Origin of the sequence: Sporosarcina newyorkensis (assembly GCF_900167515.1) — a bacterium.
Lineage (GTDB): Bacteria > Bacillota > Bacilli > Bacillales_A > Planococcaceae > Sporosarcina > Sporosarcina newyorkensis.
Genome location: NZ_FUYJ01000004.1, coordinates 212,122 through 224,336, shown reverse-complemented (window position 1 = coordinate 224,336; position 12,215 = coordinate 212,122). Strand labels below are relative to the sequence as shown.

General features: G+C 41.8%; 11 protein-coding genes. All 11 read left to right on the top strand.

The genetic code is table 11. The features are described from left to right. Window positions 1-107 precede the first annotated feature (107 nt). The 11 genes from B5D59_RS10035 (at window position 108) to B5D59_RS09985 (ending at window position 12,154) form a co-directional block, all read left to right on the top strand. A complete protein-coding gene (locus tag B5D59_RS10035; RefSeq protein ID WP_078817818.1) occupies window positions 108-299 on the top strand; it encodes a hypothetical protein in 192 nt (63 codons plus the stop codon). An 881-nt stretch (window positions 300-1,180) separates the two neighbouring features. Further along, entirely contained in the window at window positions 1,181-1,612 is a 432-nt protein-coding gene (mraZ, locus tag B5D59_RS10030; RefSeq protein WP_040758850.1) for a division/cell wall cluster transcriptional repressor MraZ, read from the top strand. 17 nt (window positions 1,613-1,629) lie between these two features. Then, window positions 1,630-2,562 carry a 16S rRNA (cytosine(1402)-N(4))-methyltransferase RsmH gene (rsmH, locus tag B5D59_RS10025; RefSeq protein WP_078817817.1) on the top strand — a complete coding sequence of 311 codons (933 nt, stop codon included), beginning with the start codon at window positions 1,630-1,632 and terminating at the stop codon, window positions 2,560-2,562. 18 nt (window positions 2,563-2,580) lie between these two features. Then, the gene (ftsL, locus tag B5D59_RS10020; protein WP_078817816.1) at window positions 2,581-2,952 is read left to right on the top strand and encodes a cell division protein FtsL; all 372 of its coding nucleotides are present in this window, start codon (window positions 2,581-2,583) and stop codon (window positions 2,950-2,952) included. A 32-nt stretch (window positions 2,953-2,984) separates the two neighbouring features. After that, the gene (locus B5D59_RS10015) at window positions 2,985-5,165 is read left to right on the top strand and encodes a penicillin-binding protein (protein ID WP_245799496.1); all 2,181 of its coding nucleotides are present in this window, start codon (window positions 2,985-2,987) and stop codon (window positions 5,163-5,165) included. 75 nt (window positions 5,166-5,240) lie between these two features. Then, complete coding sequence (locus B5D59_RS10010; protein WP_078817868.1) at window positions 5,241-7,136, top strand: penicillin-binding transpeptidase domain-containing protein; 1,896 nt, start codon at window positions 5,241-5,243, stop codon at window positions 7,134-7,136. Window positions 7,137-7,189: 53 nt separating this feature from the next. Further along, a complete protein-coding gene (mraY, locus tag B5D59_RS10005; RefSeq protein ID WP_078817814.1) occupies window positions 7,190-8,161 on the top strand; it encodes a phospho-N-acetylmuramoyl-pentapeptide-transferase in 972 nt (323 codons plus the stop codon). After that, window positions 8,162-9,511, top strand: coding sequence for a UDP-N-acetylmuramoyl-L-alanine--D-glutamate ligase (murD, locus tag B5D59_RS10000; RefSeq protein ID WP_078817813.1), 1,350 nt, complete (start codon window positions 8,162-8,164; stop codon window positions 9,509-9,511). 57 nt (window positions 9,512-9,568) lie between these two features. Further along, complete coding sequence (gene ftsW / locus B5D59_RS09995; protein WP_009765596.1) at window positions 9,569-10,657, top strand: putative lipid II flippase FtsW; 1,089 nt, start codon at window positions 9,569-9,571, stop codon at window positions 10,655-10,657. A 14-nt stretch (window positions 10,658-10,671) separates the two neighbouring features. After that, the gene (locus B5D59_RS09990) at window positions 10,672-11,457 is read left to right on the top strand and encodes a cell division protein FtsQ/DivIB (protein ID WP_078817812.1); all 786 of its coding nucleotides are present in this window, start codon (window positions 10,672-10,674) and stop codon (window positions 11,455-11,457) included. Further along, window positions 11,429-12,154 carry a DUF881 domain-containing protein gene (locus B5D59_RS09985; protein ID WP_009765594.1) on the top strand — a complete coding sequence of 242 codons (726 nt, stop codon included), beginning with the start codon at window positions 11,429-11,431 and terminating at the stop codon, window positions 12,152-12,154. Before B5D59_RS09990 ends, B5D59_RS09985 begins: the two co-directional genes overlap by 29 nt. Window positions 12,155-12,215 lie beyond the last annotated feature (61 nt).

Genomic DNA, 12,215 nt, shown 5'->3' with positions numbered 1-12,215 from the left:
AATTCATAAAACATCCTTTGAAGTTATTATTAGCAACTCTAATCGACTGATTTTTCACTCGAAATTTGTTAGAATATAAATAATAACTAGAAAGGAAGGGATTAGAGATGACACATCAAGACAGAACTAAGATCAAAATAGACAAGGATAAAGAGATGCGGACAAAGGAAATAGCAAAAATGATCAGCGAAGGTGGTTTAGGAGCTGAAAAATATTATGATATTAAGATAAAATCTTCAGCAACAGAGAAAGAAAGAGAGGCGAGTGAAAAACCGGAAAAAAGTAAAGAAGACCACTAGAAGTTTGCTCATTTTTAGGTTTTTTTAAAAAAACATGCATCATTATCACCTTAAAAGCAAAGTGATTATTTCGACAAACAGAGGTTGGGACAAAAGGGTTCCAAACGATTAAAAAACCGAACGATTACAAAACATTCGATCATAGTTTTGTAATCGTTCGGTTTTTTCTAATGCAAAAGTATTGCAGACTTGGAGCCGCCTATGGAATTTCCGCTGCGGGAAAATCCTAACCGCACGCTAAGTAACCCGAACTTTATTGTGTTTTTTGCGATCGTTCGTCTTTCATTATGAACAAATTAGTTTTATCTTAGCCCTGTTTGTTTATCTAAATGCTACATAATACGGATATAAAACTACAACCCGCACAAACTGTAGTGCACGGCATAAACCTGTCTATCCAATTGAATGGTTGGCTGATTGCAAGATATCTGCACATCCATCCATCTACCTTCCTCAAAGTTACACTTCATCCTTTCCCATAGCACATTTCATGACCCTATCTGTAAGTTAATTCAGCACATATCATATACCTCAATAAGAAAATATGGTCTTCCAAAATTCGTTAAGGTTCCCCCTTCGACGGAGAGATCGACAGTGACTGACAAGTTATAGGTCAAAGGTCACTTTAGGAGCTTCAGACTTTTAGGAGAGCTTTTTACCGGAGCTTGAAAAATTTTGAATGGATGTACGCTGAACTGAAATTGATTAATAAACTCGCAGAACATGCGGAAAAACATGAATACATAGCGAGAAAACGCGCAAACCAATAACTAAAGAAGTACTATTGACACATTTTATTAATTATGCAAAGAAAAATAGCCAAGTGGGTGGAGGAAAGTGGGGGGATGTGGTACATTATTTCATATAGTGGGGTGAAGGGTATGTTCATGGGGGAATATCAACATACGATTGATATGAAAGGCCGTTTAATCGTTCCTTCCAAATTTCGGGAACAGTTAGCAGAAGGCTTTATTTTGACCCGCGGACTAGACAATTGTCTATTCGGATACCCACTGGATGAATGGCAACGACTCGAAGAGAAGTTGAAAGCGTTGCCGGTTACGAAAAAAGATGCCCGAGCATTCACTCGTTTTTTCTTCTCAGGGGCCGCTGAAGTAGGGCTTGATAAGCAAGGCAGAGTAAATATTCCTGCCAACTTGCTGGAGTTTGCTAAGATTGAAAAGGATTGTATGGTCATCGGCGTATCAAGCCGAATCGAGATTTGGTCTACAGAACTTTGGGAAGCGTACTACGAGGAATCAGAGGAATCATTTAACGACATTGCAGAAAACCTTATTGATTTTGATTTTTGAAAGCAGGCGTTGTAATTATGTTTAACCATACAACAGTTTTATTGCATGAAGCCGTCGAAGGCTTAAATGTAAAAGAAGACGGTATCTATGTGGATTGTACCCTTGGCGGTGCAGGACATAGTGAAGAAATTGTTAAGCTTCTTTCTCCGAAAGGTCAGCTTATCTGTTTTGACCAAGATATGACAGCTATTGAAGCAGCAAAGAAAAAATTAGAAAAATATGCAGCGCAAGTGCAATTTGTTCATGCAAACTTTAAAGAACTTAAAAAAGAACTAGAAAATCTAGGTATTACTGAAGTGGACGGCATTTTGTATGATCTCGGCGTTTCATCACCACAGCTGGACACGCCCGAAAGAGGTTTTAGTTATCATCATGATGCACCTCTCGATATGAGAATGGACACCTCAGCCCCCTTAACGGCATATGAAGTGGTGAATGAATGGCCGTATGAAGATTTGGTGAGAATCTTTTTCCGCTATGGCGAAGAGAAGTTTTCGAAGCAAATTGCCCGAAAAATTGAGGAAGCACGAAAAAATGAACCAATCCGCACAACAGGGGAATTGGCGGAGCTTATCAAAACAGGTATTCCAGCCGCAGCCAGAAGGACAGGCGGACATCCGGCTAAACGAGTCTTCCAAGCGATACGTATTGCAGTGAATGATGAGTTGGGAGCGGCAGAACAGTCGCTGACAGACGCATTAACCGTACTGAGAGAAAAGGGCCGGATAAGTGTCATTACATTTCATTCGTTAGAAGACCGTTTATGTAAAAATATCTTTAAGGAAGCAACGTCTATGCCAGACCTGCCGCCTAATTTACCTGTAATACCAGAGGGAATGGACCCGGATTTTAAGCTGATTACTAGAAAACCCATCGTTCCTACAGATGAAGAAATCGAACGTAATAAAAGGGCTAGATCAGCAAAATTACGGATTGCAGAGAAAAAGTAGAAAAGGGGAAATCGAGAAATGGGACTAGAACAACGGAAACTATACACTCCACATACGCCGGAAGTCGAACAGCATACACCGAAAGAACAACAGCATGTTGTCCGCCGTGTCAAAAGACGTTTTTCTAAAGGCGAAAATATATTGTTCGCTTTATCTGCAGCATTTACGATCTTTCTTTCTTCGATGCTCCTACAAACGCATTCCGATTTAAATGCTGTGAATAAAGAAGTACAATTGCTGAATTCAGAAATTGATGAAACTACAAAACAGAATACCGAATTGTCCATCCAAGTGAGCGATAAGTCTACGTATGAGCGCATTTGGAAAAAAGCACAAGAAAATGGCTTGAACCTCAACAAGAACAATGTAAAGGTCGTGCCGGGACGATGAAGAAGTTTCGTTTTCAATGGGGAGCCTTTCTAATGTTTGTAGTATTCGGAGGGCTCTTTTTCATATTATTCGGCAGAATTCTTTTTATTCAGCTGACTGGCCAAGTAGACGGCAAAGAACTAGCCAAAATCGCGGCGAACCAATATGAAAAGCATAGTGTTTTGCAGGCGAATAGGGGGTCTATCGTAGACCGAAATGATGACCCGATTGCATCCGATACACTCAGCTACCATGTAGTGGCAGTATTAAGTGAAGCTGCGAGTAAAAATAGTAAAAGAAATTATCATGTGGTTGATTATGAAGAAACCGCAAAAGTGTTAGCGAAGTATATACCCCTTGAAGAGCAGGAAATCTTGGCGAAAATGAAAAATGCTAAAGAGGGTACTTGGCAAATTGAATTTGGTCGAGCCGGTAGGGATTTAAAACGTGAAACAGTTCTCAAGATGGATGAGGAGCTTGAACGCAAAGGCTTGACGGGAATTTTGTTTGTGGAAGGCAAGAAACGATTTTATCCGAATGGCCGTTTTGCTTCTTATCTAGTAGGCTTTGCTCAAAAAGAAGAAACCGAAGATAAGAAAGCTATAACCGTCGGCAAGATGGGGTTGGAAAAGACGTATGATAAGCAATTGGCCGGAAAAGATGGAAAGGTAAATTACCAGTCTGATAGCTGGGGATATATCTTGCCATCGACCGATAAAAAAGTGGTGCCACCTAAAGACGGCCATACAATCAAGCTAACAATCGATAAAACGATTGAAAACTTTGTAGAAGAAGCGATGGACCAAGTTGAAAAAGAATATGCACCCCAGAAAATGTTGGTGGTCGTATCCGATCCGAAAACAGGTGAAATTCTAGCGATGAGCCAACGACCGACATTTAACCCGATGACGAGGGAAGGATTGACGGAAAACTGGCTGAACGATGCAGTAGAACAGACAATCGAACCTGGTTCTCCGATGAAGATGTTCACACTGGCTGCTGCGGTCGAAGAGAATAAATGGGATCCAAATGCATACTTCAAATCGGGATCCTACAAAATTTATGACCGAATCATTCGTGACGTCAACGGCACAGGTTGGGGGACGATCACTTTCCTCGAAGGACTTCAGCGATCTTCCAACGTAGGAATGGCCTATTTGCTTGAGAGAATAGGCGATCGAAAATTCATTGAATACATTCATGACTTCGGCTTTGGAAAACGTGTCGGAATTGATTTGCCGAACGAAGCAAAAGGTGTTGTGCTCGATAATTATCCGGCAGAACGCTTAACCACATCATACGGTCAAGGTTCTACTGTTACGCCGTTGCAAATGATTCAGGCAGCTTCTGCTATTGCTAATAACGGCGTCATGATGAAACCATATGTCATTGATAAAATTATCGACCCGAATACGAACAAAGTTTTAGAGGATCATAAACCGGAACAAAGCGGCTCTCCAATATCTGCTGAAACAGCGAAAAAAGTGCGGGAAATATTGGCTACTACAGTAACTTCAGATAAAGGGACCGCACAAAAATACAATCTGCCCAATTATGCAGTAGGCGGGAAAACAGGGACAGCTGAAATTCCTAGAAAGAAAGGTCCGGGATATATGTCCGGCTTTGGCAACTATCTGTATTCATTCCTTGGAATGGCACCAATAGATGATCCGCAACTATTGATTTATGTGACAGTACAACAGCCAAAATTAAAGGCTGGAGAATTTGGTTCCGATCCTGTATCGAAAGTGTTCAACCCGATTATGGAAAATAGTTTAAAGTATTTAAACATTGCTCCGGAAAATGAAGCGGAAATACCAGTCAAGAAAGTCGGTAATTATGTGGGGAAAGATGCCAAGACAGTTGCAGGACTTGCGCAGCAGGAGGGCTTTAAGCCGATCACTATAGGTGAAGGCGGAAAAGTGACAGAACAAATCCCAGCGGCGGGAACGAAATTGACGGAGAACTCAGTTGTTCTCTTGAAAACATCTGGAAAAACAACTCTCCCAGATTTCCAAGGCTGGTCTAAAAAAACAGTGCTGTCGTTCAAACATCTTTCCAATCTGGATATACGGATAAACGGTGAAGGGTATGTAGTTGGTCAAAGTGTAACCAAGGGGACGAAAGTAAGCGCCGATGACCCAATTGTCATTGAGTTGCGTACACCTGAAGAACAATATAACGATAAGAAGTCTAAAGAGCAAGAAGAAGAGGAAGTAATCATGGGCGGCTAATGAATAGGGCGCATTCCAGTGACATACCTTAGTAGAAAAACAAAAGGTAGTGAGTCATTGCGGTCTTTCATTGATATGCAGTCGAAGAAACGTTTACGAGCAGCCTTTATCATTTTCTTTATCAGTATGCTGCTAGTTGTGGGCAAATTATTTCACGTGCAAATCATTAAGCACGAATGGTTAAAAGAACGAGCAAAAGAAAACTGGGATCGGGAAATTCCTTTTGGCGCCATGCGAGGTGACATTATGGATCGCAATGGCGACCTGTTGGTGGGTAATAAATTAGCGCCTACTCTATATTTTATGCCCTCTCAAAATCCAGATATCTCCAGTTCGATACCTGATATCGCCAAAATTCTTGATTTACCTCCAGAAGTATTGGAAGAGAAAATGAAGAAAAAGGAATACATGGTAAAACTGGCACCAGAGGCAAAGAACATAGCGAAACAACAAGCAGATGAAATAACGAAACTTCAAGTACAAGGCTTGTATGTAGGTGTGGATTTTGTTCGTCATTACCCATATGACGACTTGCTGGCTAGGTTAATTGGATTTACTGGGTATGACAGTAAAGGATTGGCAGGAATTGAGTATGCGTATGATGAGATTCTGAGCGGTGTTGGTGATAAAATTAGACTGTTTACAGATGCGAAAGGAATTCCGTTGCCACATGTCGAAGATGGTTTTGAACATGGGAAAGAAGGATCATCTCTAGAACTGACCATTGATTTGAAAATGCAACAAATCGTGGAGCGTGAACTGATCCAAGCGATGGAGAAGTATGAAGCTACGCAAGCGTTGGCGATTATCATGAATCCTAAGACAGGGGAATTGCTATCTCTCGCATCCGTCCCTGGCTACGACCCCAAAAATTATCAATCGACGGATTCGACTATCTATAATCGCAATTTACCGGTTTGGATGACATATGAACCTGGCTCTACCTTTAAAATCGTCACTTTAGCCGCCAGTCTTGAAGAAAAAGTCATTGATTTGGAAAATGAAAGTTTTTATGATCCAGGCTACACGATGGTCGCGAATGCTCGCTTACGTTGCTGGAAGCGAGAAGGACATAAAGACCAAACGTTTCTTGAAGTCGTGGAAAACTCGTGTAACCCAGGTTTCATCACGATGGGGCAGCGCTTAGGAAGTGAAAAGCTGGATCGATATATCCGGTCATTCGGATTTGGTGAAACGACGGATTCTGGAATCGCAGGTGAGGCGAAAGGGATATTGTTCTCCAAAGAAAAATTTGGTCCTGTTGAACAAGCAACGACATCTTTCGGACAAGGAATTTCCGTTACACCGATACAGCAGGTTCAAGCAGTAGCCGCTGCTATTAACGGAGGAAATCTTTTCAAACCATATATCGTGAAAGAAATAAAAGATTCCGAAGGGAAGACATTGAAAAAGTTCGAACCAGAACTGAAAAGAAAAGTAATCAGTGAAGAGACTTCTGCGCAGGTCCGACATGCACTCGAATCTGTCGTTGCTAATGGTTCCGGACGCAATGCATTTGCGGATGGTTTACGAATTGGCGGCAAAACCGGAACGGCTCAAAAAGTAGTTGATGGTCGATATAAAGATGGTGATTATATTGTTTCATTCATTGGTTTCGCACCGGCGGATGACCCTGAACTACTCGTATACGTAGCAGTGGATAGCCCGAAAAACTCGGTTCAATTCGGTGGTGTTATTGCCGCACCTATTGTCGGGCGGATCATAGAAGAAGTGGCACCGATTGCGAAGATCGAAAGAAGGAAAGACCAGCTCGAAAAAGAGTACAGATGGGGGGATGCTGTTACGTTTCGCGCGCCTGATCTACTGGGCATGAGTGAAAAAGAATTGCTTGCCCAACAGTACACGTTCAAAATGGAGTGGCACGGCAAAGGCAAAAAAGTCATTCGTCAATTGCCGGCTCCGAATACATTAATGACCGTGGAGGATACGATTCATCTGTACACAGAATAACAAAAACAGCAGAACCAATATGTATCTGCTGTAAATTAGAAGGAGAACCTATCATGACACTCGGTACGACAGTCACGACAATTGCTGTAGCATTCTTTGTTTCAGCAATTGTCGGGGTGATCATCATCCCATTACTCAGAAGGCTGAAATTTGGCCAAAGCATTAGGGAGGAAGGTCCACAGGCGCATATGAAAAAAGCCGGTACCCCTACAATGGGGGGACTTATCTTCCTAATTTCCATTACAATTTCAACACTTGCTCTATCTTACATAAATGATTCGCTGACAACTCATACAATTGTATTGCTAATTGTGCTGCTCGGTTTTGGGTTCATTGGCTTTTTGGATGACTTCATTATCATCATAGCGAAAAGAAACTTAGGATTGACATCGCTGCAGAAGTTAATAGGACAGATCGTAATTGCGATCGTCGCTTTTTTCTTGTTGAAGTTAGGGCCATTCGAAACAACAGTCACCATACCGTTCACTACGATCGGGTTGGATCTAGGCGTATTTTATGTGGCGTTTCTTATTTTTTGGCTAGTCGGCTTTTCCAATGCCGTCAATTTGACAGATGGACTGGATGGTCTCGTTGGCGGAACATCGACGATTGCATTTGCAACGTTTGGTGTGTTTGCTTTAGTTTACGAGCAAAATGACATTGCATTGTTTGCGTTTGTTGTGGCGGGTGCGATGCTAGGATTTTTATTGTTTAATATTAAGCCGGCTAAAGTGTTCATGGGAGACACAGGTTCATTGGCGCTTGGCGGGGTACTTGCCATGATGTCCGTGCTGATCAAACAAGAATTACTATTGCTCGTGATCGGTATAGTTTTCGTTGTTGAAACCTTGTCAGTCATCATTCAAGTTATCAGTTTTAAGTTGACAGGAAAGCGTGTTTTCAAAATGAGTCCGATTCATCACCATTTTGAATTATCAGGATGGTCTGAATGGAAAGTCGTCGTTGTATTTTGGGGAGTGGCATTATTGGCTGCTCTCGTACCGGTCTTTTTGGAGGTCATGTAGATGAAAAATATAGAGCAATTCATAGGGAAAAGAGTGTTGGTTGTTGGTTTGGCTAAAAGCGGTCTTGCAACTGCAGGTTTACTGCGGCGTCTTGGAGCGGAGGTAGTGGTCAATGACGCCAAGCCGCTTGAGGGGAATGAGGAAGCCGCTGAACTTCAAGCGCAAGGTGTTGAAGTAATTGGCGGCGGTCATCCAAGTGATTTATTGAAACGGGATTTTGACTTTATCGTGAAAAGTCCGGGGATTCCGTATAGTAATCCATTGATTGCGAAAGCAGTTGCTGCAAATAGTACGATTTGGACCGAAATCGAATTGGCTGGAATAATTAGTGAGGCACCAATCATTGCGATTACCGGTTCAAACGGTAAAACGACAACGACGACTCTGCTTTACCACATGCTGAATATCGGGAAGAAAAAACCGCTTATCGCCGGTAACATTGGAACGGTTGCTTGTACGGTAGCGGAAGAAGCAAAGTCGGATGAAGTTATGGTATTAGAAGCATCTTCATTTCAATTAGCAGGCACTGAAAATTTCAAGCCTAAAATCGCCATTTTTACTAATTTGTACGAAGCTCATTTAGATTATCACGGTTCGATCGACGAATATTTGGAAGCCAAGTTACAGGTTGCTCGAAATCAAACAATGGATGATTTCCTGATTTACAATGATGATCAAGAGGTTGTGAGCCGATCCGTTGAATCTTTGTCTTCTCAAAAAGTTCCATTTTCTGTGGAAGGGAAAAAAACTACCGGTATTTCAGCCGATGAAGAATGGATTTATTGGTTGGGAGAGCCATTTATTGAAACAAGAATTATCAAATTGCCAGGACGTCATAACCTGGAAAATATCTTGGCGGCAACTGCGGCTGCAATTCTCTCAGGATGTGAAAAGTCGGCTATTGAAAATGTCTTGAGTTCGTTTACGGGTGTCCGTCACAGGATGCAATATGTCAGGGAGCTGAAAGGCCGCACCATTTATAATGATTCAAAAGCAACGAACACTTTGGCCACGAAAAGCGCTTTATCCTCATTCCGCACACCGATTGTCTTAATAGCGGGGGGCTTGGAGCGAGGACATTCCTTTGAGGAATTGCGTCCCTATATGGCCAATGTGCGTGTTGTAGTTGCGATAGGGGAGACTGCTCAGCGTTTTACCGAATTCGCAACGTCGTGCGGTGTCCCACAAACGTTCATCGCTTCTACTATGCCAGATGCTGTGCAAATTGCTTATGAATCAAGTGCAGAAGATGATGTCATTTTATTATCGCCAAGTTGTGCCAGTTGGGATCAATATCCAAACTTTGAAATCCGAGGAGATCAATTTATTCAAGCGGTAATGAAATTGTAAATGAGTTGTAATAGTAGGAGCGTATAATTGAAAAGCGACTGATTAATTTGCGGAAGGATGCGAACGCTGGAAAGAACATATCGTGCAGTCTTTTTGACATCTGCTTTGTTGCTGTCGGTGATTGGGCTCGTGTTTGTCCAATCGGCGGGTTCTTATTGGGGAGAAGTGCATTATCAGGATTCCTCTCCATTCATCGTCAAGCAAGCGATTTATATGGCTGTTTCTTTAAGTATCGCCTATGCATTATATAGAAGCCCATTGACTTCACATCCAAAATTTTGGACATATTTTTATGTGGGTTCGATCTTGATGTTAGTAGCAGTTTTAATTCCTGGCATTGGAGTTGTGCGAAACGGCTCTCAAAGTTGGATAGCACTCGGACCGATCAGTTTGCAGCCCGCCGAGTTTGTGAAGGTTGCCTTGCTTGGAAAATTGGCCAGCAGTATGAAGCGGAATAAGAAGAAATCTTGGCAATGGCAAGATTTCGCACTCATTTTATTGCCGGCTACTTTAATTATGATGCAACCTGATTTAGGTTCTGCCGTCATAATGATCGTTTCTGCTTTTGTGATTCTTTTCTTAGCGGGCTACCCACTCTCTTTCTTTATTTTTCTTTTTGTTTCGGGAGTGACTGCATTTATCGGGCTGATTTTAGCGGCACCTTACCGATTAGATCGAATAAAATCGTATATCGATCCATGGAATGACCCGTTAGGAACAGGTTTTCAAGGAATTCAATCCTTGTTTGCCATAGCACCAGGCGGATTGTTCGGACATGGACTTGGAAATAGTCGTCAGAAGTTCTTATACTTACCAGAACCTCAAAATGACTTCATCTTTTCGATTATTGCGGAAGAAATCGGTTTTATCGGCGCAGCATCTATCATTTTGCTTTTCATATTATTGTTGGCATCGACATTTGGTATCGCCATTCGGCTGCGTGATTGGAATTCGTTTTTGGTCGTATCCGGTATGGTGTCCATGATTATCTTCCAAACATTTTTAAATATGGGTGTCGTTTCGGGGTTACTGCCCGTTACAGGGGTTACATTACCTTTCATTAGTTATGGCGGTTCATCGCTATTGACAACCTGGCTAGCGGTTGGAACGATCTTACACTTTTCAAAAGGCAAAAGGATGGGCTGAAAGGAGAACAGCGTATGGATAAAGTAATCGATATTGAAGAACGAATCCCATCAATGCGTAAGAAGCGCAGGAGGAAGACGAATAAAAAATTTATTCTACTCGTTTCTTTATTCTTAATTGTTCTCCTTTCATTGCTGTATTTTCAATCTCCATTGAGTGATGTTAAAGATATAACCATCAATGATACGAAGTTATCTGATGGGGCTTTCTACAAAAATCAGAGCGGGTTGTTTACCGGTCAATCATTGTGGGGGTTCCATACAGAGGACATCGAAAAGAGATTATTGAAAATCACAGGTGTAAAAGAAGTCACGGTGTCCAGAAAGTTCCTCAACAACGTCAAGATTACGATTACTGAATGGGAACCGATAGCGTATATAGAAGATAAAGCACGGTATGATTTATTGCTGGTGAATGGGGATCGCATTGAAGCGAATGAGGCAGATTCGCTCTTGCATGCACCTATTCTTTCGGGGTTCACTGAGCCGGATGTGATTGAACAGACGATTCAGCAGCTTCAGAAGATGGACAACTCTGTCTTTGAGTTGATTTCAGAACTTCAATATATTGAGGAAGATAAAATCCGGGTATTCATGAACGATGGATATGAGGTGCACGCGGCGATCATGAGCTTTGCTGAAAAAATGTCCTATTATCCTGAAATTATTGCACAGTTGCCTAAAGAAGAAAAAGGTGTACTGGACATAGAAATCGGTGTGTTCTTTAAAACGTTTACTGACTATTATGCCGAACTGGGACAGGGGGAGGAAGATGGAGAAGAAACCGAAACAATCGAGTAAAAAAAGAGGAAAGCAGTTGCTATACTCTGTCGTCTTCCTTGTGCTCGGCTTCATTCTTGCTTTCTCCTATCGAACGATCGGCAGCAATCATAAAGAGTTGGATGAAGTACAATCCGAACTTTTTTTGCAGGAAGAGCAATATAGAGAAGAGTTAATTGGGCAGCAAGAACGAAATAAAGAATTAACCGACGAATTATTAAGTAAGCAAAAAAAAGTGCATGAATTCGAACAAGATTTTTCCAGCAAGCAGAAAGATCATGCAGTGCTGGTGGATAAAGCGCAAGATTTACGTTTACTATTAGGTGTGATTCCTGCCAAAGGTACAGGCATCAAGGTAACAATGGAAGATTCGGATTATGATCCATCTATACAAAATCCGAACGACTATATTGTCCATGAAAGCCACGTATTACGTGTGGTCAACGAGCTGAAGATAGCGGGTGCTCAAGGCGTGGCAATTAACGGGCAGCGAGTCAATTCCAATTCGTACATAAAATGTACAGGCCCTGTTATTATGATTGATGGCCGGACATTTCCAGCCCCCTTTACAATCGAAGCAATTGGCGACCCGAAAGTGCTGTCTCCTGCTTTGCATTTGAAAGGAGGGGTAATAGACGGACTGCTGAGAGATAATATCGTTGTCACAACAGAGGAAATAAAAGAAATTCAACTACCAGCAATCCGTGATAAAGCCTAATCTTTATGCAGTAGAAGACTCTCACTTCTCTTAGGTTGTGGAATGAATGCGGTTTTATTTC

Coding starts and splice junctions, on each gene's coding strand:
- murD (WP_078817813.1), top strand. CDS start 8,162: ATGAAAAATATAGAGCAATTCATAGGGAAAAGAGTGTTGGTTGTTGGT.
- B5D59_RS10015 (WP_245799496.1), top strand. CDS start 2,985: ATGTTTGTAGTATTCGGAGGGCTCTTTTTCATATTATTCGGCAGAATT.
- rsmH (WP_078817817.1), top strand. CDS start 1,630: ATGTTTAACCATACAACAGTTTTATTGCATGAAGCCGTCGAAGGCTTA.
- B5D59_RS10010 (WP_078817868.1), top strand. CDS start 5,241: ATGCAGTCGAAGAAACGTTTACGAGCAGCCTTTATCATTTTCTTTATC.
- mraZ (WP_040758850.1), top strand. CDS start 1,181: ATGTTCATGGGGGAATATCAACATACGATTGATATGAAAGGCCGTTTA.
- B5D59_RS09990 (WP_078817812.1), top strand. CDS start 10,672: ATGGATAAAGTAATCGATATTGAAGAACGAATCCCATCAATGCGTAAG.
- B5D59_RS09985 (WP_009765594.1), top strand. CDS start 11,429: ATGGAGAAGAAACCGAAACAATCGAGTAAAAAAAGAGGAAAGCAGTTG.
- mraY (WP_078817814.1), top strand. CDS start 7,190: ATGACACTCGGTACGACAGTCACGACAATTGCTGTAGCATTCTTTGTT.
- B5D59_RS10035 (WP_078817818.1), top strand. CDS start 108: ATGACACATCAAGACAGAACTAAGATCAAAATAGACAAGGATAAAGAG.
- ftsW (WP_009765596.1), top strand. CDS start 9,569: ATGCGAACGCTGGAAAGAACATATCGTGCAGTCTTTTTGACATCTGCT.
- ftsL (WP_078817816.1), top strand. CDS start 2,581: ATGGGACTAGAACAACGGAAACTATACACTCCACATACGCCGGAAGTC.